This is a genomic window from Amycolatopsis ultiminotia (assembly GCF_039536925.1).
Lineage (GTDB): Bacteria > Actinomycetota > Actinomycetes > Mycobacteriales > Pseudonocardiaceae > Amycolatopsis > Amycolatopsis ultiminotia.
Window position 1 is genome coordinate 93,556 of record NZ_BAAAZN010000022.1, and the last position, 23,387, is coordinate 116,942.

General features: G+C 71.5%; 21 protein-coding genes. 10 read left to right on the forward strand and 11 right to left on the reverse strand.

Annotation, left to right across the window (positions count from 1 at the left end; all coding sequences use genetic code 11):
* Positions 1-128: 128 nt before the first annotated feature.
* Positions 129-1,082: a serine protein kinase RIO gene (locus ABD793_RS36035; RefSeq protein ID WP_344867877.1), complete on the reverse strand. Its 954-nt coding sequence runs from the start codon at positions 1,080-1,082 to the stop codon at positions 129-131.
* Positions 1,083-1,292: 210 nt separating this feature from the next.
* Between ABD793_RS36035 and ABD793_RS36040 the strand changes: the two genes are divergently transcribed.
* Complete coding sequence (locus ABD793_RS36040) at positions 1,293-2,831, forward strand: phytoene desaturase family protein (RefSeq protein ID WP_344867878.1); 1,539 nt, start codon at positions 1,293-1,295, stop codon at positions 2,829-2,831.
* A 5-nt stretch (positions 2,832-2,836) separates the two neighbouring features.
* Positions 2,837-3,925, forward strand: a complete 1,089-nt coding sequence (locus ABD793_RS36045) for an NAD(P)/FAD-dependent oxidoreductase (RefSeq protein ID WP_344867880.1) — start codon at positions 2,837-2,839, stop codon at positions 3,923-3,925.
* A 10-nt stretch (positions 3,926-3,935) separates the two neighbouring features.
* On the opposite strand, the gene yaaA is transcribed toward ABD793_RS36045, so the two are convergent.
* On the reverse strand, positions 3,936-4,682 hold the full coding sequence (yaaA, locus tag ABD793_RS36050; protein WP_344867881.1) for a peroxide stress protein YaaA: 747 nt from the start codon (positions 4,680-4,682) through the stop codon (positions 3,936-3,938).
* 165 nt (positions 4,683-4,847) lie between these two features.
* On the opposite strand from yaaA, the gene ABD793_RS36055 reads away from it, so the two are divergent.
* Both ABD793_RS36055 and ABD793_RS36060 read left to right on the forward strand, forming a co-directional pair.
* Positions 4,848-6,596 carry a proline--tRNA ligase gene (locus tag ABD793_RS36055; protein ID WP_344867882.1) on the forward strand — a complete coding sequence of 583 codons (1,749 nt, stop codon included), beginning with the start codon at positions 4,848-4,850 and terminating at the stop codon, positions 6,594-6,596.
* 406 nt (positions 6,597-7,002) lie between these two features.
* On the forward strand, positions 7,003-7,734 hold the full coding sequence (locus ABD793_RS36060) for a DUF8017 domain-containing protein (RefSeq protein ID WP_344867883.1): 732 nt from the start codon (positions 7,003-7,005) through the stop codon (positions 7,732-7,734).
* Here the strand turns inward: ABD793_RS36060 and ABD793_RS36065 are convergent.
* The 8 genes from ABD793_RS36065 to ABD793_RS36100 form a co-directional block, all read right to left on the reverse strand.
* Positions 7,674-9,881, reverse strand: a complete 2,208-nt coding sequence (locus ABD793_RS36065) for a phosphatidylglycerol lysyltransferase domain-containing protein (RefSeq protein ID WP_344867884.1) — start codon at positions 9,879-9,881, stop codon at positions 7,674-7,676. The genes ABD793_RS36060 and ABD793_RS36065 overlap by 61 nt on opposite strands.
* 206 nt (positions 9,882-10,087) lie before the next feature.
* Complete coding sequence (locus tag ABD793_RS36070; RefSeq protein ID WP_344867885.1) at positions 10,088-10,789, reverse strand: HAD family hydrolase; 702 nt, start codon at positions 10,787-10,789, stop codon at positions 10,088-10,090.
* 25 nt (positions 10,790-10,814) lie between these two features.
* A complete protein-coding gene (locus tag ABD793_RS36075) occupies positions 10,815-11,225 on the reverse strand; it encodes a YjbQ family protein (RefSeq protein ID WP_344867886.1) in 411 nt (136 codons plus the stop codon).
* 15 nt (positions 11,226-11,240) lie between these two features.
* Positions 11,241-11,885: a response regulator transcription factor gene (locus tag ABD793_RS36080; RefSeq protein WP_344867887.1), complete on the reverse strand. Its 645-nt coding sequence runs from the start codon at positions 11,883-11,885 to the stop codon at positions 11,241-11,243.
* A gap of 30 nt (positions 11,886-11,915) precedes the next feature.
* The gene (locus tag ABD793_RS36085) at positions 11,916-13,112 is read right to left on the reverse strand and encodes a sensor histidine kinase (RefSeq protein ID WP_344867888.1); all 1,197 of its coding nucleotides are present in this window, start codon (positions 13,110-13,112) and stop codon (positions 11,916-11,918) included.
* A 761-nt stretch (positions 13,113-13,873) separates the two neighbouring features.
* A complete protein-coding gene (locus ABD793_RS36090; RefSeq protein ID WP_344867890.1) occupies positions 13,874-14,098 on the reverse strand; it encodes a hypothetical protein in 225 nt (74 codons plus the stop codon).
* Between the two features lie 9 nt (positions 14,099-14,107).
* Positions 14,108-15,220 (reverse strand): fatty acid desaturase family protein, encoded by a 1,113-nt coding sequence (locus tag ABD793_RS36095; RefSeq protein ID WP_344867891.1) that lies wholly within the window; start codon positions 15,218-15,220, stop codon positions 14,108-14,110.
* Positions 15,221-15,241: 21 nt separating this feature from the next.
* Positions 15,242-16,327, reverse strand: coding sequence for a ferredoxin reductase (locus ABD793_RS36100; RefSeq protein WP_344867893.1), 1,086 nt, complete (start codon positions 16,325-16,327; stop codon positions 15,242-15,244).
* A 91-nt stretch (positions 16,328-16,418) separates the two neighbouring features.
* Here ABD793_RS36100 and ABD793_RS36105 point away from each other — a divergent pair, with 91 nt between their 5' ends.
* The 5 genes from ABD793_RS36105 to ABD793_RS36125 all read left to right on the forward strand — a co-directional run bounded on the left by ABD793_RS36105 (position 16,419) and on the right by ABD793_RS36125 (position 20,720).
* Positions 16,419-17,123: a TetR family transcriptional regulator gene (locus tag ABD793_RS36105; RefSeq protein ID WP_344867894.1), complete on the forward strand. Its 705-nt coding sequence runs from the start codon at positions 16,419-16,421 to the stop codon at positions 17,121-17,123.
* 63 nt (positions 17,124-17,186) lie between these two features.
* Positions 17,187-18,293, forward strand: a complete 1,107-nt coding sequence (locus ABD793_RS36110) for a Re/Si-specific NAD(P)(+) transhydrogenase subunit alpha (protein WP_344867895.1) — start codon at positions 17,187-17,189, stop codon at positions 18,291-18,293.
* A 2-nt stretch (positions 18,294-18,295) separates the two neighbouring features.
* Positions 18,296-18,604, forward strand: coding sequence for an NAD(P) transhydrogenase subunit alpha part 2 (locus ABD793_RS36115; RefSeq protein ID WP_344867937.1), 309 nt, complete (start codon positions 18,296-18,298; stop codon positions 18,602-18,604).
* On the forward strand, positions 18,601-19,992 hold the full coding sequence (locus ABD793_RS36120) for an NAD(P)(+) transhydrogenase (Re/Si-specific) subunit beta (protein WP_344867896.1): 1,392 nt from the start codon (positions 18,601-18,603) through the stop codon (positions 19,990-19,992). The genes ABD793_RS36115 and ABD793_RS36120 overlap by 4 nt, the downstream gene beginning before the upstream one ends.
* Complete coding sequence (locus tag ABD793_RS36125) at positions 19,989-20,720, forward strand: lipoate--protein ligase family protein (protein WP_344867897.1); 732 nt, start codon at positions 19,989-19,991, stop codon at positions 20,718-20,720. The genes ABD793_RS36120 and ABD793_RS36125 overlap by 4 nt, the downstream gene beginning before the upstream one ends.
* A 159-nt stretch (positions 20,721-20,879) precedes the next feature.
* Here ABD793_RS36125 and ABD793_RS36130 read toward each other — a convergent pair whose 3' ends face one another.
* On the reverse strand, positions 20,880-21,848 hold the full coding sequence (locus ABD793_RS36130) for an Lsr2 dimerization domain-containing protein (protein WP_344867899.1): 969 nt from the start codon (positions 21,846-21,848) through the stop codon (positions 20,880-20,882).
* Between the two features lie 142 nt (positions 21,849-21,990).
* Here ABD793_RS36130 and ABD793_RS36135 point away from each other — a divergent pair, with 142 nt between their 5' ends.
* Positions 21,991-23,385: a dihydrolipoyl dehydrogenase family protein gene (locus ABD793_RS36135; protein WP_344867901.1), complete on the forward strand. Its 1,395-nt coding sequence runs from the start codon at positions 21,991-21,993 to the stop codon at positions 23,383-23,385.
* Positions 23,386-23,387: the final 2 nt, after the last annotated feature.

The window sequence follows — 23,387 nt, forward strand, 5'->3', positions numbered from 1 at the left end:
CCACGCCGCCGTTGCGGTCTTTGTCCACTGTACCGGAGCGACCCTGGTGCTTTCGCACCCAGGTCCACGGTTGTGGGCGGCGTCGCAGGTGTGTGCTGTGCCACGTCCGCGACGCCGCCGTCTGCCGTTCAGCCGATCCCGGCCGCGAGGGTCAGCCGGGACACCAGATCCTCGGCGGCCGTCACGTCCGCAGGCAGCCCGCGGCTGTGGAACCATCCGGCGAGATTCGCCACGTCCCTGGCGAGGAACTCCCGCCCGCCGGGGTTGGCGATCAGGTCGACGACCTGCGGCAGGTCGATCACCATCAGGTGGTCTTCGTGCACCAGCAGGTTGTAGGCGGACAGGTCGCCGTGCGCAAGTCCTTGCGTGGCCAGCAGTTCCAAAGCCGCGGTGGCCTGTTCCCACAGATCGGCCAGTTCGCCGGGATCGGGGCGGAGCTGGGCCAGCCGGGGCGCGGCCGTGCCGTCCGGCTCGCCGAGGAATTCCAGCAGCAGTTCGGTGCCGTGGCGCTGCACCGGATACGGCACCGGTGCACCGATCGTCCACAACCGGCTCAGTGCGGCGAATTCGGCGGCCGCCCACTGTTCGGCGATCAGGTTGCGGCCGAACGTGGTCCGCCCCGCGATCGCGCGCATCTCGCGGGACCGGCGCAACCGCCTGCCTTCGAGGTAGCCCGCGTCGCGGTGGAACAGCTTGTGTTCGTCCGAGCGGTACCGCTTGGCCGCGAGGAGCACGCCGTCCGAGCCGGGAACGTGGCGGCGCACCAGATGGACGTCGGCCTCCTTGCCGGTCTTGAGCACGCCGAGGTCGGTGTCGAGCGCGCCGAGGCCGGTGATCACCCAGTCCGGCCGCGGATGCGGTCCGTGGTCGGCGTCGTCCCAGGTGGTCCAGCGGTCGGCACCGTCCGGGAGTTCGGTCTCGGTGTAGGCGTCCTCGCGCAGTTTGGCGAGCCGGACGCGCTCGCCCTCGGTCAGCCGCCCGCGCCGGGCGGGGGCGGGCCCGTCGGCGTACCGGCGGCGGGATCGCCTGCCGGAACGGTCGTCGAAGGAATCGGAAAAGTCTTCGTAGTCGTGCCAGCGCACTGGTGGGTTCTCCTCGATCGGGGTGCCCCACCGGGCGAGCGGCGCGCTAGCCGGGCAGGGCGGGCGAAAGCGGGCAGGTCAGCGCCCGGACAATCTCCATGACGCACCTCCTCACCTCGGCACCTTCTCCGGTCACCGCACAGCGTGCCGCCCGCACCGGCGGCACGCAACCGATTTGTCGCGCACCCGCCGATGGCTAGCCTCGGCGCCATGGATTACGACGCGGTGATCGTGGGCGGCGGGCACAACGGGCTGGTCGCGGCCGGCTACCTGGCGCGGGCGGGCCGCTCGGTGCTGGTGCTCGAACGCCGGGACGAGATCGGCGGAGCGGCGGTGTCGTTCCGCGCCTTCGACGGGGTCGACGTGCGGCTCTCCCGGTATTCGTACCTGGTGAGCCTGCTGCCCCGGCGGATCGTCGCGGATCTGGGACTGGACATCCGGCTGCAGCGCCGCCGGATGTCCTCCTACACGCCGGTGCGCAGCACCGGTCTCCTTGTCGACACGGCGGACGAAGCGCGCACCGCGGAATCCTTCCGGGAGGTCACCGGGTCCACAAAGGATTTCGAAGCCTGGCAACGGTTCTACGCACGGGCCGGACGCGTGGCAGCGGCGACTTTCGACAGCCTCACCGAGCCGCTGCCGACCCGTGCCGAACTGCGTGCGCGGATCGGCGACGACGAGGCGTGGCAGATGTTCTTCGAGCGCCCCGCCGGGGAAACCCTGCGCACGTGGTTCACCGACGACACTGTCCGCGGGGTGGTGCTCACCGACGCGCTCATCGGCACCTTCGCCGCCGCCGGCGACGAACAGCTGCGGCAGAACCGGTGCCTGCTCTACCACCTGATCGGCAACGGCACCGGGGACTGGGACGTGCCGGTCGGCGGGATGGGCGCGGTCACCGGTGCGCTGGCGGACGCCGCGCGCCGGGCCGGGGCAACGCTGGCCACCGGGGCCGAGGTGCGTTCGGTGACCCCGGACGGCGAGGTGCACTACACGCACGACGGTGCGGAACGCGTCGTGGCCGGCGGGCACGTCCTGGCCAACGTCGCGCCGCGCACGCTCGCCCGCCTGCTCGGCGAAGAACCCGGGGAGGCACCGGAAGGCGCCCAGCTCAAGGTGAACATGGTGCTGCGGCGGCTGCCCCGATTGCGGGACCGCGCAGTGCACCCGCGTGACGCGTTCGGCGGCACGTTCCACGTGAACGAGTCGTTCTCCCAGCTGGAAACCGCCTACGCGGAGGCTGCGGCCGGCCGGATTCCGGCGGTGCCACCGTGCGAGATCTACTGCCATTCGTTGACCGACGCCTCGATTCTCGGTCCCGCCGAACGGGAAGCCGGCGTGCAGACGCTCACCTTGTTCGGCTTGCACCTGCCGGCCCGGCTTTTCGAGGCGGACAACGAACGTGCGCGAGCCGAAGCGCTGCGGGCAACGCTGGCGTCGCTCGACAGCGTGCTCGCCGAACCGATCGAGGGCTGCCTGCTGCGTGACGCGAACGGGAACCCGTGCGTGGAGGCGAAGACTCCGCTGGATCTGGAAGCCGAACTGGGGTTGCCGCGCGGGCACATCTTCCACCGCGACCTGTCCTGGCCGTACGGGGAAGCCGGGACCTGGGGCGTCGAGACCGCACACGAGCGCGTGCTGCTGTGCGGCGCCGGCGCGGTGCGGGGCGGCGGGGTCAGCGGGATTCCCGGGCACAACGCGGCAATGGCCGTACTCGGTCGACGTTTCGGTGCCGGACGGGCAAGGTGAGGGGCATGCGTGTGATCGTGATCGGCAGCGGGATGGGCGGAGCTGCCACTGCTTACCACCTGGCTTCGCGCGGAGCGGACGTCGTGGTGGTGGACGCGGACCTGCCCGGGGTGGCCACCGACGCGGGTGCCGGGATCGTCAGCCCGTGGACGTCGCGCTGGGACGAGGCCGGCTACCCGCTCGCCGCCGCGGCCGGCCGCTACTATCCGGAACTTGCCGCCGAGCTGCGGGAACTCGGGCACGAGCCGTCGTACGAGGTGGTCGGTGGCCTGGTGGTGTCGGCGGCGGAGGACGAGCTCGCCGCGGCCAGGGAGCGGATCGCCACGCGGATCGCGGACGCGCCGGAGGCGGGTGTCGTGCAGCGGCTCGACCCGGCACAGGCACGAGAGCTGTTCCCGCCGCTGGCCCCGGATCTCGCCGCGGTGCACCTGTCCGGCGCCGGCCGCGTCGACGGGCGCGTGCTGCGCCGGGCGCTGATCTCCGCGGCGATCGACAAGGGTGTGCAGTTCGTCGATGCGGAGGCCTCGCTGCTGCCGGGGCTGCGCGTGCGCGCGGGCGACGAGGAATTGACCGGCGACGCGGTCGTGCTCGCCGCCGGGGCATGGTCGGCCGGGGTGGCCGGGCCGCTGGGCGTGCCGGTGCCGGTCGAGCCACAGCGGGGCCAGATCAGCCACTTCGACCTGCCCGGCACCGACACCTCGGGATGGCCGGTCGTGCTGCCGCGGACCAGTCACTACCTGCTGTCGTTCCCGGGTGGCCGGGTCGTGGCGGGTGCGACGCGGGAGACCGGCGCCGGCTTCGACCACCGGGTGACCGTGGCCGGGCAGCGGGAGGTGCTGGACCACGCGCTGAGCGTCGCACCGGGGCTGGCCGAGGCGAGCCTCGCGGAAACCAGGGTCGGCTTCCGCCCGGCGACCCCGGACACGCTGCCGCTGCTCGGGCAGGTCGCCTCCGGGCTGTTCCTGGCCACCGGTTTCGGCCCGGCGGGGCTGACCCTGGCGCCGTACGCCGGGAAGCTGATCGCCGACCTGGTCCTCGGCGAGGACGTGCCCGCGGACCTGCTCGCCCCGTGCGCCCCGGCCCGGTTCTCCTGAGCGACGGGGGTCAGTCGCCGGTGAGCAGCTCCAGGGCGTGCTCGCCGGTACGTGCCACGTTCAGTCCCGCCTTGGCCGCCACACGCACCAGCTGGTCCACAGTGGACGGTTCGCTGCGGCTGGTGGCGAGCACCGCGGCCAGCCGTCCCTTGTAGGCCTTGTTGAAGTGGCTCACCGTGGTGCGGTTGCCGTGCGCGTCCTCGGTGACCACGCGGACGGTGACCGCGTCCGGGCGCAGCTTCGCGAACGCGGCGTAGGTGCCCGAACGCAGGTCGACCACGAGGCCTTCGACGGCGCGCAACACGGGCTCCAGTGCGGGCTTCCACAATCCGCGCACGGTGCCCAGCGACGGCACCGTGTTGCCGCCGGAAAGCCGGTACGCGGGGATCGGGTCGGTCGCCGAGACCACCCCGAACAGCGCGGAGGTCACCGCGAGCCGCTGCTGCGCCTTGGCGAGTCCCGCGCGGGTGAAGCTCGGCACGTCGAGCGCGTCGTAGAGGACGCCGGTGTAGCGGCGCAGCGCGGGCATCGTGGGGGAGGTCCAGAGCCGGGCGTTGCGGGTGACCTCGTCGCTCTGGCGGGCCGAGATGCCGAGTGCGGACAGGCTCGCGGGGACGTCACCGGCCAGCTCGACCAGCGCGTCGGCGAGTTTGGCCCGCACCGGGTTCAGCTCGGGGAAGGACAGCGCGCCGAGGTCGAGCGGAGCGCCCTTGCCGCCGTCGGCCTTCGTCTCGGAAGGGGGGAGGAGCACCAGCACACCCCGGAGCGTAGCCGCCGGGAAATCCGGCTGCGGGACCGTGTGCCGCGGGGTGTCCGCCGTTGCCGGTCACCGGCTTCGACCTGCGTCCGGCGATAACCCGCATGCGTGGTGGTGCGGGGGTTGACTACCCTGTGCGAAACCGCTCAGCGCAGGGAGTCCGCAGTGATCACCAGGATGTCGTCGTTGTTCCTCCGCACATTGCGCGAGGATCCGGCGGATGCCGAGGTACCCAGCCACCGGCTGCTGGTCCGCGCCGGCTACGTCCGCCGGGTCGCCCCGGGTGGTTATTCGTGGCTGCCGCTCGGGCTGCGGGTGCTGCGCCGCGTCGAGCAGGTGGTGCGCGAGGAGATGGCCGCGATCGGCGGGCAGGAGATCCAGTTCCCCGCGCTGCTGCCGCGCGAACCGTACGAGACGACCAACCGCTGGACCGAGTACGGCGACAGTCTGTTCCGGCTCAAGGACCGCAAGGGCGCCGACTATCTGCTCGGTCCCACGCACGAGGAGCTGTTCGCGCTCACCGTGAAGGGCGAGTACACCTCGTACAAGGACTTTCCGGTCACGCTGTACCAGATCCAGACCAAGTACCGCGACGAAGCGCGTCCCCGCGCGGGCATCCTGCGTGGCCGCGAGTTCGTGATGAAGGACTCCTACTCCTTCGACCTCGACGACGAGGGTCTCGACCGCTCGTACCACGCGCACCGGAGCGCCTACATCAAGCTGTTCGACCGGCTCGGCCTGGAGTACGTGGTCGTGGCCGCCACATCGGGCGCGATGGGCGGGTCGGCCTCGGAGGAATTCCTCGCGGTCGCCGAGACCGGCGAGGACACCTACGTGCGCAGCACCGAGTCCGGTTACGCGGCCAACGTCGAGGCCGTGGTCACGCCTGCGCCCCCGGCGCGCCCCTTCGACGGGCTGCCCGCCGCGCAGGTGCACCACACGCCGGACACACCGACCATCGAAACGCTCGTCGCGTTCTTCAACGCCGCCGGGCTCGGCCGCGAGTTCACCGCGGCGGACACGCTCAAGAACGTCATGGTGAAGACCCGCCGGCCGGGTGCGAAGGAGTGGGAGCTGCTCGGCATCGGCGTGCCGGGCGACCGCGAGGTGGACTTCAAACGGCTCGAGGCGGCGCTGGAGCCCGCCGAGGTCGCGCTGCTGGAGGAGTCGGACTTCGCGAAGAACCCGTTCCTCACCAAGGGTTACATCGGTCCGAAGGCGTTGCAGGAGAACGGGGTCCGCTACCTCGTCGACCCGCGCGTGGTCGAGGGCACGGCGTGGCTGACCGGCGCGGACCAGCCCGACCACCATGTGCTCGACCTGGTGGCGGGCCGGGACTTCACCCCGGACGGCACGATCGAGGCGGCCGAAGTGCGCGAGGGAGACGCCTCGCCGGACGGCCACGGCACGCTCGTCGCCGCGCGCGGTATCGAGATCGGGCACATCTTCCAGCTCGGGCGCAAGTACACCGACGCGTTCGAGGTGGACGCGCTCGGCCCGGACGCCAAGCCGATCCGGATCACCATGGGGTCCTACGGTGTCGGCGTTTCCCGGCTGGTCGCCGTGCTCGCCGAGCAGAACCACGACGGCCGCGGCCTGATCTGGCCGCGTGAGGTGGCGCCGTTCGGCGTGCACGTGGTCATCGCGGGCAAGGACGACACGGTGCGCGCCGGCGCGGAGCAGCTCGCCGCCGAACTGGACGAGGCCGGGATCGAGGTCCTGCTCGACGACCGCAAGGCCACCCCCGGCGTCAAGTTCGCCGACGCGGAACTGGTCGGGGTGCCCACGATCCTCGTGGTCGGCCGCGGGCTGGCCAACGGCGTCGTCGAGGTGAAGGACCGGCGCAGCGGGGAAAGCGAGGAGATCGCGCTCGATTCGGTGGTCGGCCACCTCGTCAAGCTCGTGCGCGCCTGATCCGGCAGTGGGATTCTTCCGGCGCCGCCGCAACCGGGACGGCGGGTACCAGGACAACGCCGCGCTGAGCGGGTTCGGCGGCTACGAACCCGCCGACGGCGCCACGTTCGGCCCGCCGGGCACCGCCGGCCGGCCGTCCGACGGTGGTGTCTCGGCTCCGTCCGGCAGACCGGCCGCGGCACCGGGTCCCGCCACCTCCGTGCCGGGCGCTTTCCCCGGTGCGCCAGGCCCTTCCGCCGGTGCATCGGGCCCTTTCCCGGGTGCGCCAAGCCCTTCCACCCGCGTGCCGGGTTCGTTCGCCGGTGGGCCGGATTCGCCGGACCCGGGTGGGCGAGCCGGTGCGCCGGTCCCGGCCGGCCCCTCCGGTGGCGGGGCTGCCGGGCCACGACGACGCGGCAGCCGTCCGGTGGTCGTACTGGTGGCGGTCGTCGTCGCCGGGGCCGGCTACGGTCTGTCGCACCTCGGGAATTCGTCCCGGGACCACTCGACGCCGGTGTCCCGCGGTCCGGAGACCTACCAACCCGATCCTCGCGTTGTGGTGCCGCCGGTGGTGGCGGGCTGGCAGTCCGTGGCGAGCCGCGACGGCTCCTACGCCTACGACGTGCCGCCGTCGTGGACGCCGTCGCCGCAGATCGTGCACGGCTGGGACACGACCGCCGGTTCCGCCGGGATCAACCTGGCCACCAGCGCGTTCGTCGGCAAGGGCAGCTGCCCCGGCAGTGCCACCGCGACCCGCGGCGGCGCCGGGGTGACCAGCGGGGACCAGCACGACGCCGAGGCCGCCGCGCGCCAGGCGGTGACCGAGGTCGGCGTGGACGCCTACACCGCGGAGCACTCCCCGGCCGCCAAGGTCGCGTTCGGCCCGGTCGAGCAGGCTTCGATCTCGCTGTCCGGAAAGACCGCGCCGGGACGGCTGGTCGTCGCCGAGGTGACCGCGAGCGGTGCCGCCCCGTGCCAGCCGCCGCGCGCACTGGTCGGCGCGGTCGCGATCGCGGGTGGTTCCGGTTCGGTCGTGCTCGCCGTGTACGCCGACGAGGGCAGTGCGACGCGCGACGATCTGGTCCGGATCCTGCGCAGCTACCGTGGCGTGCCCGCGGCCGACCGGTCCACGACCACCCCGCCGCCGACCGTACGCTGACGGCGCAGGGCGAGTTTCGCGAAATCCTTCAGCCCGGCGTCCGGCAGATAGGCCCGGCCCAGCGCGATGCCGATCCGTGGCAGATCCGCCACGTCGCGGAAAGCCAGGTACAGCGGCTCGTGCCGCGGCTGGAACTTCGCCTTGAACGCGTGCAGTGAGCGGAATCCGTAGTACGGCTCCATCAGCGAGCTCAGCCTGTCGAGCAGCCGGTCCACCGCACGGCCCGCAGTGCGTTCGCAGCTGCGCACCAGCGGCGCGCCGGACAGCGACACGAACCGGGCGCCCTCCTCCCGGAAGGACAGGCACGCGGAGGCGATCAGGAACTCCATCACCGGCCGGAACCCGTTGCCGCGCCTGCGCATCACGTCCAGCGTCCACCCGCCGACGGTGCCGGAGCCGGTGTGCACCGGCAGCCACGAAGTCACCCCGTGCACGACCCCCTCGGCGTCGACCGCCAGTCCTACCCTGGTCGCCGGATCCATTGCCTCGTCCACACCGCCGAGCGTGAAGCCCATTTCCGGCATGGCCTTCTCGCCGACCCACTGCCGGGACAGTTCGCACACCTGGTCGCGGATCGACTGCGGCTGTTCGGCAAGGCGCACGAGACGGAATTCGATGCCGTCCTTCTTCGCCCGGTTCAGCGCCGTGCGCACGTCCTGCCACGCCTTGCCGCGGAACTGCAGGTGCTCGAGGTCGACCAGGGTGTCCTCGGCGACCTGCACGTGCTGCCAGCCGAGATCCCTGGTCACCGCAACGGTTTCCGCGGTCGCGGAGAACACGCACGGCACCAGTCCGCTGTTCTCGCACATGGTCGCGAACTCCCGCAGCGTGCGGGCACCCGAACCGTCCGGGGCCACCGGATCGCCGAGTGCGATGGCCGCGCCGGCGTGGTTCTGGTAAGCCAGGTAGGACGCGCCGTCGGAGGCGACGAAGTAGGCGTTCTGCGGCCAGGTCGTCATCCACGAGAGGGTGCTGCCGCCGTTGCGGCCCAGCAGCAGCCGCGCGAACGCCCGGTCCGGACCCGGCCGGAACAGCTTGCGGCGCCGGCGCCGCGACGGCACGCGGAACGCCTGCCGTGCGGTCATCAGCAGCACCAGTTCGACTGTCCACAAGAGATTGTCCACGAAGAACAGCGCGAGTCCGTGGCCGTCGTAGCCCGCCCGGAACAGCCGGGCGACGGTGACCAGGCCGCCGACCACCAGCGCCTGCGAAACCGCCAGCACGCCGAGCGTGACCGCACACCGCCAGGAGAACCGCGATCCGCGGCGCAACCCGTTCAGCAACGGCACCACGATCACGCACAGCACCAGGATCTCCACGCCGGAAAGGGAAACCCCGTCGTCCGAGCCGAACGGGCCGTCGCCGGGCAGCAGCCACATCACCAGCTCGGCGACGGTGAGCAGCACCAGCCCGGCACAGCCGAGGAAACGCCATTCACGCAAGCTCAGCCTGCGGCCGTCCGTCGCGCGGACCGGACCGGCCAGCCGGTGCCCGAGCGGCAGTCCGACCACGAGTGCGAAGAAGTGCACGAGATCGGCGAGCGTGCCGACGAACACGATCGCCACCCCGGCGTACATGCACAGCAGCACGCGCAGCCGCAACCGCCACGGATGCCGCAGCGTCGCGCTGGCCACCGCGACCGCCACGAGCGCGCCACCGGAGAACCCGACGTCGAGGGTGCCGGCGATCCGGTCCGCCCACTCCCACCCGGAGTGCCGGCACAGCTCGAGGAACTGCAGCGCGGCGACGGTGGACACCACCTGGCCGCCGACGGTGACCGCGATCGCGCGCCGGGTGCCGAGCTGCCATTCGGCGAATCCGGCCAGCAGCGCGAAGCTGCCCGCCATCGGCAGGTAGAACAGCGGCCGCAGGGCGAAGAACGGCCCGGTCGCCAGCGTCCACCAGCGGCCGTGCTCCATCGACGGCAGTCCGTAGGCGTAGTAGGTGAACGCGCCCTGGTGTTCGGCGGCATGCCACAGCGCGCCGCTCACGAAGCCCGCGACCAGGATCGCGAGCACGACAATGGTGGTGAACGGAAGCCGGTGCCACAGCACGGCGAACCGCTCGAGCGCCGCCGTGGCCGCCCGCCCGCGTCCCCCAGTACCGGCACCGTCGGCGGTCCCCGCCGCCGGCGTTGCGGTCGTCATGACCTTGAGTCTGGCGTGGCACGCGCCGCAGGACATCCGGCGACAGACCGACTTCTCCCCCTAAGGGAGTGCTACCCCGGACGGACGAAAGTCTCGACTACAGGCGGATGCCGGCTGAGGCCGCCCGCGTTCACCTGCGCAAACGCCTCCGCCGACCGGTCAGGGTTGCTCCGGGAGTACCCGGAGCAGGGGTTGACGCCCCGCGGTCAGCCGAGCACAGCGGTGCGCACTGCGTCCAGGTCGGCGAGATCGGGCAGTACGGTGCGGGCGCCTGCGTCCGCCAGCTGCGCTGCGGTGAAGTGACCGGTGGCCACGGCGACCGCGATCGCGCCGTGGTCCAGCGCGGCGTGCACGTCGTTGGGCGTGTCCCCGATGACCACGATCGTCTCGGGGGCGAACGAGGTGCGGTGCTTGGCCGCCGCGGCCGCGACCGCGTGCGGTACCAGATCGGGCCGGTGCGCCGACAGCGAACCGTAACCGCCGATCGCCAGGTCGAGATGCTCGTCGAGCCCGAACGCGGCGAGTTTGTACCGCGAGATCTCCGGCAGGTTGCCGGTGACGAGGGTCTGCACGATCCCGTCGTGGCCGCCGAAGTCGGCGAGCGCGGCCGCGGCGCCCTCGAGGGCGCGGCCCTGTTCGTGCAGCGTGGCGCCGTCCCGGTCGGCGACCGCGATCAGCTCCCGCCAGAGCCGCTGGATCGTCTCCTCCTCCGGTTCGATCCCGTGCAGGGCCAGGATGTCGGTGCTGATGGCCCGTTCGGTGCGGCCGCCGTATTCGGGCTGCGTGTGCAGTTCGGTCCCGGTCGCGGTGGCGAGCGCGGAGGCGTACCAGCCGCTGCCGACCCCGGTGTAGTCCACCAGGGTGTGGTCGATGTCCCAGAGCACCAGCCGGTGCGCGCGCGTGGTCACGCCGCGGATGGTACCGACGCGGCGCTCACCCGGCGAGGAAGCTGAAGCGCACCCGGCGGACCGGATTGTCCACGTTGGTGTCCACCAGGCACACCGACTGCCAGGTGCCCAGCAGCAGCACGCCGCCGAGGACCGGGATGCTCGCGTACGGCGGGACCAGTGCGGGCAGCACGTGGTCACGGCCGTGCCCGTGGCTGCCGTGGCGATGGCGCCAGCGCTCGTCGCGGGGGAGCAGCTCGTCCAGGGCGGCGAGCAGGTCGTCGTCGCTGCCGGCACCGGTTTCCAGTACGGCGAGACCGGCCGTCGCGTGCGGCACCCACACGTGCAGGAGTCCGTCGGTCGCGTCGGCGTCGCGCAGGAACGCCTCGGCTTCGCGGGTCAGGTTGTGCACGACGGCCTCGCCGCCGGTGTGCACTTCGATCTCGGTGGAGTACATGCCTTCAGCCTAGGCTCACGAATCGAGGTACCGGAGTACCGCGAGCACGCGCCGGTTGTGGCCCTCCGACTGCGGCAGGCGGAGTTTGCCGAAGATGCTCGTCACGTACTTCTCCACCGATCCGGCGGACAGGTACGCCTCGGTCGCGATCGCCGCGTTCGACCGGCCCTGCGCCATCAGGTCGAGCACCTCGCGTTCGCGCGGGGTCAGCTCGGCGAGCGGGCCGGAACGGCCGGTGGCGGCGAACAGCTGGCGCACCACCTCCGGATCGAGCACCGTCTCACCGGCCGCGACCCGGTCGAGCGCGGTGAGGAAGTCCGACACCTCGGCCACCCGGTCCTTCAGCAGATAGCCGACCGCACCTGCTGCACCGGCCAGCAGCTCCTTGGCGTAGTTCGTCTCCACGTACTGCGAGAACACCAGGATCGCGCATCCGGGCAGTTCGCCACGCAGTTCGATGGCCGCGCGCAGGCCCTCGTCGGTGTGCGTCGGCGGCATCCGGATGTCGACAATGGACACATCGGGCCGGTGGGCGCGCACGGCGGCACGGAGGTCGTCGGCGTTGTTCACCGCGGCGAGTACCTCGTGGCCCCGCAGCGACAGCAGCTCGGCGAGCCCCTGCCGGAGGATGGCCGAGTCCTCGGCGAGCACGATCCGCACGGCATACCCCTCTCTCCCGCTGCCGCGAGCCTAGCGGGCCGCGGGTATCGCGGCAGTGATCACGGTCGGTCCGCCGGGCGGGCTGTGCACGGTGAGTTCGCCGTCCACCGGCCGCAGCCGTTCCGCGATGCCGGCGAGCCCGCCCCCGGCCACGATCGCGGCCCCGCCGCCGCCCTGATCGGTCACCGTCAGCCGAAGTCCGGCGCCGTGGTCGGAAACCCGTACCTCACAAGGTATTCCGGCGTGTTTCGCGGCGTTGGTCATCAGCTCCGCGGCGGCGAAGTACAGCACCGTCTCCAGCGATGGCGACGGGCGGCGGGCCAGCTGGACCGACACCGTTGCCTCGATCCCGGCGGAGGTGGCCAAAGTGGACAGTGCGACGTCGAGACCCTTGTCGAGCGCCGCCGGGTGGATGCCCCTGGCGAGGTCACGCAGTTCGACGAGTGCTCGCTTGGCGTTGCCGTGCGCGTCGGAGACGAGGGTGCGCACCTGGGCGAGGTCGATCTCGTCGGTGGCCAGCTCTTCTTTCGCCAGCCCGAGTTTCATCGCCATCGCGACGAGCTGGGCCTGTGCGCCGTCGTGCAGATCGCGTTCGATGCGCCGAAGCTGCCCGGCGGCGTCCTCCAGTGCGGTCGCCCGGGTCTCCTCCAGGAAGCGCACTCGTTCACGGAGCCCGGGGTCGGCGAGCAGCAGCCGCACGAGCAGCCGGTCCACCGCGACGACGGCGTGCACGAACGCAGGCCACGCCACCAGTACCACGATTCCGGCCGCTGCCCACAGCAGTGAACCCGGCCAGGTGGCACTGTGCACCCCGAACACCGGAAGTTCCTGCCCGTGCCGGAAAAACCAGGTGAACGGGTAGGTGACCGCGGCGACGCCGAAGACGGCCAGCATTGCGGCCATGAGCAGCCCGAGGATCCCGAGCGGGAACCGGACCAGCAGGTAGGCCACCGCACGCCACGCGGTCGGATCGCCGAGCCGGGCGACGAGCCAGCGCCACAACCCCGGACGCAGCTCAGCCGGTCGTGGCCGGGGCAGGCGCAGTCCGAGCAGAGCGCCGGCCAGCCGCCGGTGCACGCCACCGAGCAGCCGCGCCCCGGCGAGCACCCCGGCGAGCACGAGCGTCCCGGCGAGCACCGGCGTCAGCGCCACCCCGACCAGCAACCCGGCAAGCACCACCACGAAGGCCACCGGCGTCAGCGCGCCGGCAACGACCAGCCATCCCACCTCGGCGACCCCCGCACGCCGCGAAGGGGGCCACAAGAGCCTCGGGAATTCCGCAACCCTCACCGAGCCCTCCCGAACCGACCCGCGACCGGCGGCCGGTCAGAAGCGTTGCCCGGCCCGCCGCCACGGTGACCGCACCGCACGGCCGAACCGCCCGACCTGACCGCCCGGTTCGGCGCCGCAGCGTCGGGCTGCGTGGCCGAGCTGGGTTGGTGCGCGGTTGAACGGACCGGGACAAGGCAGGTATGCAGTGCCGCCTGGCAAGCCCATCCCGCCACAGCGGCAGACCGCACGGCGGCCGAGCACCACGTCCCGCGCCGAACCGTCGGCTCGCCGTGCCGAACCGCCGGCTCGCCGTGCCGAATCGCAGGTCCGGTGTGCCGAATCGCCGGCTCGCCGTGCCGAATCGCCGGCTCGCCGTGCCGAATCGCAGGTCCGGTGTGCCGAATCGCCGGCTCGCCGTGCCGAACCGACGGCTCGCCGCGCCGAACCGCAGATCCGGTGTGCCGAACCGCAGGTCCGGTGTGCTGGGTCGGTGGCCTGCGGTGCCGAGCCGTCGGCCCGGTATGCCGAATCGCCGGAGTGCTGCGGCGGGCCGTCGGCCTGCCGCAGCGCACCGCCGGCCCGCCGCGTCGGGCGGGCGGGCCGGGTTCGGCGTTGGGTGCGGCTCTCACCTGGCCGAGTCTGCCGTTCCCGTGGTGGCCGGGCCACCGGGGTGTCCCGGCCACCGGGTGGGAAAACCCCCGGTCCCGGATGGTGGGTCAGGGCAGGTCCGGGTCTGCCGGGACGGGTTCGGCGGGCGCGTCGGCCCGGGCGCGCGCGGCGGCTTCGCGCATTTCGATCACGTCGGTGAGCCAATCGCCGGTCTCGCGGGCGATGTCGCGGACCGCGCCGGTGATGATGGTGGCGATGGCGCCGATGTGCGTTGCCGCGGACTCGGTGAGTTCCTGCACGGTGTCCTTGCTGCTTTCGAACTGACCCACCATGGGAATTCCTCAGGCTGCTCGGAGTTGCCGGTCGGAGTCCACGGTAGCTTCCGGGCCGGTGCCCGGTCCGGGCAGCGCCAGCCGGACGATCTTCTTCGCCACCGACCAGAGCTGCTTGCGCAGCGGTCCGGTGTGGTACGGCAGGCCGTAGCGTTCGCAGATCTCCCGCACCTCACCGGCGATCTGCGGGTACCGCCGCGCCGGGAGGTCCGGGAACAGGTGGTGCTCGATCTGGTGCGAGAGGTTCCCGGAGAGGATGTGGAACAGCGGGCCGCCGCTGATGTTGGCCGAACCGAGGATCTGCCGCAGGTACCACTGCCCGCGTGACTCGTTCTCGGCCTCCTCCTCGGTGAAGCTCTCCACGTCGGCGGGGAAGTGCCCGCAGAAGATGATCGCGAACGCCCACAGGTTGCGCACCAGGTTCGCGCTCGCGTTGCCGAGCAGCGTCAACGGCGCCAGCGGGCCGGTCAACAGCGGGAAGAGCACGTAGTCCTTGCCGATCTGCCGCGCAGCCTTGCGGGCGATCTTGCGCAGCACCGGCACGTTCTCCGCCCAGCTGCGCTCGCCCTTGACGACCCGCTCGATCTCCAGATCGTGCAGCATCACGCCCCACTGGAACAGCAGTGCCAGCAGCGTGGCGTACACCGGGTTGCCCAGGTAGTACGGATGCCACTTCTGCGCCGAGTCCATCCGCAGGATTCCGTAGCCGATGTCGCGGTCCTTGCCGAGCACGTTGGTGAACGTGTGGTGGATGTAGTTGTGCGAGTGCCGCCAGTTGTCCGCGGGCGCCACGTTGTCCCATTCGAACCGCTGCGAGCCCAGCTCCGGGATGCGCGTCCAGTCGTACTGGCCGTGCATCACGTTGTGGCCGATCTCCATGTTGTCCAGGATCTTCGCCAGCGACAGGGTGGCCACCCCGGCCAGCCACGCCGGTGGCAGGAACCCGGCGAACAGCAGGCCGCGCCCGGTCACCTCGAGTGCGCGCTGGGTCTTGATGAGGTTGCGCAGATAGGTCACGTCCTGCTCGCCGAGGTTGTCGACGATCCGCTGGCGCAGTGCGTCGAGTTCCCGGCCGAATTCCTCGACCTGGTCGGGCGTGAGCTGGAACGGTGTGCCGGTCATCGGTCGTCTCCTCCAGAGCGGTCAGGCGTCGATTTCGACGTCCCCGAGGGGGACGCTGATGCAGAGCTGGATTTCCTGGTTTTCCTCACCGGAGACCTCGCCGGTGCGCGCGTTGCGCACCCGGCCCGCGGTCTTGAGCTGCGTGCAGGAAAAGCAGATGCCCATCCGGCAGCCGTGCTCCGGGGTCAGGCCCACGTCCTCGGCCTGCTCCAGCAGCGGCTTGCCGGTGTTGTCGCATTCCCGGCCGCTGCGGGCGAAGCGCACTCGCCCTTCGGCGGCCGTGGTGTCGAAGGTCAACGGCGCAGCCGTGAACTCTTCGGTGTGCAGATGTTCACTCAACCCTTCGTCGGCGAACAGGTCGCCGACCGCGGTCATCAGCGGCGCCGGGCCGCAGGCGAACGTTTCGGCGGTGCGGAACCACGGCGCGGCCTGCTGCAGGTGCGCCTTCGAGAACCGGCCGGTCAGTTCGCCGGTACGGGTGTGGGTGTGCGCGTGCACCACCCGAAGCCCGGGGTGCTGCGCGGAGAGTGCGGCCAGTTCCTCGCGGTAGAGCGCGTCCTCGCGGGAGTTGGAGTAGTGCAGGAACACGATCTCGCCCGGATGTCCCTCGGCCACCAGTGTGCGGACCATCGCGAGCACCGGGGTGATCCCGCTGCCGCCGCTGATCAGCACGATCCGCGAGGGCCGCGGCGAAGGCAGGGTGAAGTCACCGTCCGCGGGGGAAAGCCCGACCACGGTGCCGACCCGGGTGGTGTCCCGCAGGTGCCGGGAAACGAGCCCGTCCGGGTCCGCCTTCACGGTGAACTCCAGTTCGCCGCCCTCGGCGCCGCACGGCGAGTAGCAGCGGGTCCGCCGCACGCCGTCGATCTCCACCTGCAGCCGGACGTACTGGCCGGCGCGGAAACCCTGCCACGCGCGGCTCGGCCGCACGGTGAAGGTGACGCTGTCCGGGGTCTGCCGCCGCACGGCGGTGACCTGGCCGCGGATTTCGCGCCGCACCAGCATCGGATCGACCAGTTCCAGGTACCGGTCCGCACCGTGCGGGGTGAGCAGTGCCTCGGCGAGCGAGACGAGCCCGCGTATCCGGCGCGGGAGCTGAATGGTCATCACGCCTCCAGGATTTGAGTGCACAGCTGTACACTGACCAGTAAGAGGCAGAACCGGGTCGGCTGTCAACGTGGGAGCGAGGTGATGTGACGTGGGGCACGCGACGGACGCCAGTACGCTTCCCGACGTGTCGACAGCCGGGGAACCGGCCGGTGTGGTGAGCCGGCAGGAGCGCAAGCAGCGCACCCGGCAGGCGCTGCTCGACGCCGCCTTGGACCTGCTGGCCGATCGCGGGTTCGCGAGCCTGTCGCTGCGCGAGGTGGCCAAGCGCGCCGGCATCGTGCCGACTGCGTTCTACCGGCACTTCTCGTCGATGGAGGAGCTGGGCATCGCGCTGGTCGAGGAGACCACCCGCACCCTGCGCGGCATGCTCCGCGCCGACCGCACCGAACCGGGCAGTTACCAGGGCATGATCCGGGCCTCGGTGCACACCCTCTACCGGCAGGTCCGCGCGCACGAGGGGCACTTCCGGTTCGTCACGCGCGAGCGCTACGCGGGTTCCGGGCCGGTGTCCAGGGCGATCGCGGTGGAACTGCGGATGTTCGCCGGCGACCTGGCGGTGGACCTGGCCCGGTTCGAGCACCTGCGCGGCTGGCCGACCGACGATCTGCACCTGCTGGCCGATCTGATCGTCACGGCCATGATCGCCACCGTCGTCGACCTGCTGGAGACCCGGCAAGGTGATTCCGCGGCGGACGAGCGCACGGTGGCCGTCGCGGAGAAACGGCTGCGGATGATCCTGGTCGGGGTGCCGCACTGGCAGCCGTCCGCCGGTCAACGTGATCGTGGTGACTAGGGCAGCCGCTCTGCGCGTGGTAGAACTCGCACGTTCGATGATCCTCACGGTCGAGGAGGTCGCGTGGCGGAGAGCGGTAGCCGGCTCACGGTCGGTGTGGTCACCGAGTCACGGCCCGGCGAACGCCGGGTCGCACTCGTGCCGAAGCTGGTGTCGAGGCTCGCACAACGCGGCCTGACCACCATCGTCGAACGCGGGGCAGGCGCGGGTGCGCAGCTGCCCGACGACGCGTACGTCGAAGCCGGCGCCGAAGTGGGTGATCCCTGGCAGGCGGACGTGGTCGTCAAGGTCGCGCCGCCGACCGCGGAAGAGGTCCCGAAGCTGGCGCGGGGCGGGGTGCTGATCGGATTCCTCGATCCGCGGGGAGATCCGGACGGGATCGCCGCACTGGAACGGGCAGGCGTGCGTGCGTTCGCGATGGAAGCGGTGCCCCGGATTTCGCGGGCACAGGCAATGGACGCGCTCTCGTCGCAGAGCAGCGTCGCCGGATACCGGGCGGTGCTGCTGGCGGCGGAGAAGCTGAACCGGTTCTTCCCGATGCTCACCACCGCGGCGGGCACCGTGCCGCCGGCGAAGGTGCTCGTACTCGGTGCCGGGGTGGCCGGTCTGCAGGCGCTGGCGACGGCCAAACGGCTGGGTGCCCAGACCACCGGCTACGACGTGCGGCCCGAGGTCGGCGAGCAGGTCCGTTCGCTCGGTGCGCAGTTCCTCGATCTCGGCATCGAGGCGGTCGGCGAAGGCGGCTACGCGCGGGAGCTGACCGAGGAGGAACGCGCCGAGCAGCAACGCAGGCTCACCGAGGCGATCACGAAGTTCGACGTCGTGGTCACCACCGCGCTGGTGCCCGGCCGCAAGGCGCCGACGCTGGTCACCGAAGAGGCGGTGCGGGGCATGCCTGCCGGGGGAGTGGTGCTCGACCTCGCCGGTGAATCCGGCGGCAACTGCGAGCTGAGCCGGCCCGGCGAGGACGTGGTGGAGCACGGCGTGACGATCAGCGCGCCGCTGAACCTGCCCGCCGGCATGCCGGCGCACGCGAGCGAGCTGTACGCGCGCAACGTCACCGAGCTGCTGGAACTGCTCGTGACCACCGAGGGCGAGCTGAAGCTCGACTTCTCCGACGAGGTCGTCGCCGGCGCCTGCGTGGCCGGCCGGGAAGGGAGCCAGTCGTGACGCTGGTGGAAAACCTGGCGGTGCTCGTGCTCGCGGGTTTCGTGGGCTTCGCGGTGATCTCGAAGGTGCCGAACACCCTGCACACGCCGCTGATGTCGGGTACCAACGCGATCCACGGCATCGTGCTGCTGGGCGGGCTGATCGTGCTCGGACTCGGCGTGGACGGGGTGCTGAACAAGATCCTGCTGGTGATCGCGATCGCGTTCGGCACGATCAACGTGGTCGGCGGATTCCTTGTCACCGACCGGATGCTGGCGATGTTCAAGGGCAAGAAACCGCAGCCGGACGACGACGAGGAGGCGGCGAAGTGACCCAGCTGATCGCGGTCCTCTACATCGTCGCGTTCGCCCTGTTCATCTACGGCCTGATGGGACTGACCGGTCCGCGCACCGCGGTCCGCGGCAACTGGATCGCCGCGGCGGGCATGGGCATCGCGGTGATCGCGACCCTGCTCACGCCCGGCATGGGCAACTGGCTGCTGATCGTGCTCGGCGTCGCGATCGGCGCGCTGGTCGGCGTGCCGGCCGCGCGCAAGGTGAAGATGACCGCGATGCCGCAGATGGTGGCGTTGTTCAACGGCGTCGGCGGCGGTGCGGTCGCGCTCATCGCGTGGGTGGAGTTCCGCAACACCGACGGTTATGCGCACGAACCGCTGTACGTCGCGATCGCGTCGCTGTTCGCGGCGTTGATCGGGTCGATCTCGTTCTGGGGTTCGAATGTCGCGTTCGGCAAGCTGCAGGAGCTGATCACCGGACGGCCGGTGACGCTCGGCAAGCTCCAGCAGCCGCTGAACGTGCTGGTCCTGCTGATCGCGGTGGCCTGCGCGGTGGTCATCGCCGCGGGTGGTGACGCCGGACTGCTGATGATCGGGTTGCTGGTCGCGGCCGCGGTGCTCGGCGTGACGGTGGTGCTGCCGATCGGCGGTGCGGACATGCCGGTGGTGATCTCGCTGCTGAACGCGTTCACCGGGCTGTCCGCGGCGGCGATGGGGCTCGCGCTGTCGAACACCGCGCTGATCGTGGCGGGCATGATCGTCGGCGCGTCCGGGTCGATCCTCACCAACCTGATGGCGAAGGCGATGAACCGGTCCATCCCGGCGATCGTGGCCGGCGGGTTCGGCGGCGGTACTGCCGTCGCCGGGGGCGCTTCGGGTGCCGGCGAGGTGCGGCCGGTGCGCAGCACGAGCGCCGCGGACACCGCGATCCAGATGGCCTACGCGAGCAAGGTCGTGGTGGTGCCCGGGTACGGAATGGCGGTGGCACAGGCTCAGCACACCGTGCGCGAGATGGCGAAACTCTTGCAGAGCAAGGGAATCGAGGTCGCCTACGCGATCCACCCGGTGGCCGGGCGGATGCCGGGGCACATGAACGTGCTGCTCGCCGAGGCCGACGTGCCCTACGAGCAGTTGCGCGAGATGGACGAGATCAACTCCGAGTTCGGGCAGACCGACGTGGCGCTGGTGATCGGCGCGAACGACGTGACGAACCCGGCCGCGCAGACCGATCCGAGCTCGCCGATCTACGGGATGCCGATCCTGAAGGTGAACGAAAGCCGTTCGGTGATCGTGCTCAAGCGCGGGATGAGCTCGGGCTTCGCCGGGATCGACAACGAGCTGTTCTACGATCCGAAGACCAGCATGCTCTTCGGGGACGCGAAGTCGTCGGTGGGCGAGATCGTGGAGGAACTCAAGACACTATGAGCGCCGGGTCGGATGTGCGGGCCGAGTTCGCGGATCCGACCGAGAACCTCGCCTTCGACGAGGCGTTGCTGCGAGCGGGCCCGCAGGCGCCGACGTTGTGGCTGTGGCGCAATCCGGTGTGCGTGGTCCTCGGGCGCGGGCAGAAGATTGCGCGCGAGGTGCGGGTGGCCGAATGCGCCAGGGACGGCGTGCCGGTGCTGCGTCGTGCGAGTGGCGGCGGCACGGTCTTCCACGACCCCGGCAACCTCAACGTGACGCTGCTGCTGCCCGGCCCGGTGGACCGGCCGATGGAGATGCTCGGCCTGTTGATGACCGGCGCGGCGGAACGGCTGGGTGTGCCCCCGCGGCTCGGCGAGCGGGGCGTGTTCGTGGGCGAGGAGAAGCTGTGCGGTTTCGCGGTGTTCCGCACCAAGGAGGGACTGCTCGCGCACTCGACCCTGCTCGTCGACACGGATGCGGCACGCGTGGGCGCCTATCTCACCGGCGCACCGCCGGACCCGAAACCCCTGGATTCCCACCGCAGCAAGGTCGCGTCACTGGCGGACCACGGTGTGCGCCCGGCGCCGGGTGTGGCGGAATCGGTGATCCGCACGGTCGCGGCGGACCTGCTCGGCCCGCTCACCCCACGCAGCCCGGCGCAAGGAGAACTGACCCGCCAGCGCGAACTCCTGCGAACGCGCTACCACTACGCACCCTGGCACACCGAGGGACGGCAACGCCCGGCGTGAGCCCGGTTCCGGTGGGGTGCTTTTCGGGAGCGCCGCTGGGGTCGGTTTACGGCGGGGACTGCACCGCGAGCTGTTCCGGGACTGCCGTGGCGCGAGGGCAGTCTCCGGGCCGGGAACTGTGTTGCGGGTGTTTTCGGGAGTGCCGCCGGGATGTGCGGGTCAGCTCTTGGCGGAGAACTGCACCACGGGCACCTTCCGCGCCGCCCGGGGTGCTTTCACCGGGCCCGCCGACGGGTCGGTGAAGCCGGGTTGCGGGGCGGCCGGGCGTGCTTCGGCCGGAGCAGCCTTCGTCCGGACGGGAGCGGGTGTGTTGGGGGCGGTACCTCGGGTCGTGGTGGCGCGAGGTGTCCGGCCTGCCGGGGCGGCGGTCTCGCCTCCGGTGCCGGCGGTCGTGATGGCCGCGGCACTGGTCGCTTTGCCGCGGGCGGTCTTGGCGGCGCCGGTCTTGTTGGCGGCCGTCCGGCCGCGGGCCGAACCGGTCGCCTTGGTCTTGGCGGTGGCCGCCTTGCCGCGGGCCGGGGTGCTGCTGCCGGTCTTGGCGGTGGCCGGCTTGGCTGCGGCGGTCGGTTTGGCTGTGGTGGTGCGGCCGGTCGCCCTGGCGCGGTTCGTGGTGGTACCGGCCACCTTGGCGGCCGCTTTCGCCGGACGTGCCTTGGCGTTCGCGGTCTTGCTCCCGCTCGGCTTGGTACCGGCCGCTTCGGTGCCAGCTGGTTTTGTCGTGGTGGCCTTCGCCGGACGGGTCGTCTTCACCGGGGCCGGCTTGGCCGCGGTGGCCTTCGCGGCGGTTGTCTTGCCGCGGGCGGTCGTGGTGCCGATCTCCTTGGCGGGCTTGGTCTTTCGCGAGACCGCAGCGGTCGCCGCGCTCCTGGTACCGGCGACCGGCTTTGCCTTGGTGCGCTTGGTTTTCGTCACCGGCTTCGCGCCGGGGACGTAGCGGGTGCGGAGTTTGCGTCCGCCCACCCGGCGGCCCCGGATGCGGTAGCGGTCGAGGAATTCGCGCAGTGCGGCGGCATTGCCCGCGGCCAGGTCGATGTCGTATTCGGCACCGTCGAGGGCGAACGACACGGTTTCCGACGCCGGTTCGCCGGTGAGGTCGTCCAGGACGCGGACGGCGGTGTTCTTGGCCATGGGAGTCTCCCGTGCTCGATCGATCGTGCTTGCAACCGGCACGGCGACCCTCCGGAATTCCCCGGTGCCGCCGGTCTTGCGGCTCACCGACGACAATAGCGGCTGGCTTGCGCGAACCCGCCCGGTGGTGTGCGCTGGGCGCATGGCAGAACAGACTTTCGACGTCGTGGTGATCGGTGCCGGTCCGGTGGGCGAGGTGGCTGCCGAACGCGCGGCAAGCGGCGGGTTGAAGGTGGCGCTCGTCGAACACGAACGGTTCGGCGGGGAATGCTCCTACTGGGCGTGCATTCCGAGCAAGGCGTTGCTGCGTCCGGGCAACCTGCTCGCCGCGGCCGGTCGCGTGCCCGGCGTTCCGGTCGGCGGGGCACTCGACCCGGCCGCGGTGCTGGCGCGCCGGGACTGGTTCACCGGCCGCGGCGACGACACCGGGCAGGTGGACTGGGCTCGCGGTGCCGGCATCGAACCCGTGCGCGGGCACGCACGGATCAGCGGCGAACGCGAGGTGACGCTCGACGACGGCACGGTGCTCACCGCGCGGCACGCGGTGATCGTGTGCACCGGCAGTGTTCCGCGGACACCGTCGATTCCGGGCCTGGACACGATCCGGCCGTGGGGCTCGCGCGAGGCGACGTCGGCCTCGGCGGTGCCTGCCCGGCTCGGCGTGCTCGGCGGTGGGGTGGTCGGGGTCGAGATGGCGCAGGCGTGGGCGCGGCTGGGTGCGCAGGTGGACCTCGTGCTCACCGGGCCGCGGCCGTTGCCGAAGCTGCCGGACTTCGCCGGCGATCTGCTGCTCGACGGGCTGCGCGAGGCCGGCGTGCGCGTGCACACCTCCTCCGGCCTGAGTGAGGTGTCGGCCTCCGACGGCGGGACCGTGCTGCGGCTTTCCGGCGGCGAGGAGCTGGTGGTGGACGAGTTGCTGGTGGCCACCGGCCGCGCGCCGGCCACCGGGGACGTCGGTCTCGACGTGCTGGGCCTGCCGGCCGACCGTCCGCTCGAAGTGGACGAAAGCGGCCGGGTGTCCGCTGTGGACGGTGGCTGGCTCTACGCGGCCGGTGACGTGACCGGCCGGGCATTGCTGACCCACCAGGGCAAGTACGGCGCGCGGGTGGCCGGTGATTCGGTGGCCGCGCGGGCACGTGGCGAACAGATCTCGACCGCGCCGTGGAGCCGTTACAGCGCCACGGCCGACCACCACGCCGTGCCGCAGGTGGTGTTCACCGATCCGGAGGTGACCTCGGTCGGGCTGACCGAGGCCCGCGAGGGGTCCGCCGACCGGGTCGTGGACATCGACATCGCGGTGGCCGGTTCGTCGTTGCACGCCGACGGGTACGCGGGCAAGGCGCGGATGGTCGTGGACACCGGACGCGGCGTGGTGCTCGGGGTGACGTTCGTCGGCCAGGACGTGTCCGAGCTGCTGCACTCGGCGACCATCGCGGTGGTCGGGGAGGTGCCGCTGGAGCGGCTGTGGCACGCGGTTCCGGCGTTCCCGACGATCAGCGAGGTGTGGCTGCGGCTGCTGGAGACCTACGGGCTCTGAGC

Excerpts from the sequence above, each read along its gene's own strand:
- ABD793_RS36040 (WP_344867878.1), top strand. The coding sequence starts at position 1,293 with ATGGATTACGACGCGGTGATCGTGGGCGGCGGGCACAACGGGCTGGTC.
- ABD793_RS36045 (WP_344867880.1), top strand. The coding sequence starts at position 2,837 with ATGCGTGTGATCGTGATCGGCAGCGGGATGGGCGGAGCTGCCACTGCT.
- ABD793_RS36065 (WP_344867884.1), bottom strand. The coding sequence starts at position 9,881 with ATGACGACCGCAACGCCGGCGGCGGGGACCGCCGACGGTGCCGGTACT.
- ABD793_RS36075 (WP_344867886.1), bottom strand. The coding sequence starts at position 11,225 with ATGTACTCCACCGAGATCGAAGTGCACACCGGCGGCGAGGCCGTCGTG.
- ABD793_RS36090 (WP_344867890.1), bottom strand. The coding sequence starts at position 14,098 with ATGGTGGGTCAGTTCGAAAGCAGCAAGGACACCGTGCAGGAACTCACC.
- ABD793_RS36095 (WP_344867891.1), bottom strand. The coding sequence starts at position 15,220 with ATGACCGGCACACCGTTCCAGCTCACGCCCGACCAGGTCGAGGAATTC.
- ABD793_RS36100 (WP_344867893.1), bottom strand. The coding sequence starts at position 16,327 with ATGACCATTCAGCTCCCGCGCCGGATACGCGGGCTCGTCTCGCTCGCC.
- ABD793_RS36125 (WP_344867897.1), top strand. The coding sequence starts at position 19,989 with ATGAGCGCCGGGTCGGATGTGCGGGCCGAGTTCGCGGATCCGACCGAG.
- ABD793_RS36130 (WP_344867899.1), bottom strand. The coding sequence starts at position 21,848 with ATGGCCAAGAACACCGCCGTCCGCGTCCTGGACGACCTCACCGGCGAA.
- ABD793_RS36135 (WP_344867901.1), top strand. The coding sequence starts at position 21,991 with ATGGCAGAACAGACTTTCGACGTCGTGGTGATCGGTGCCGGTCCGGTG.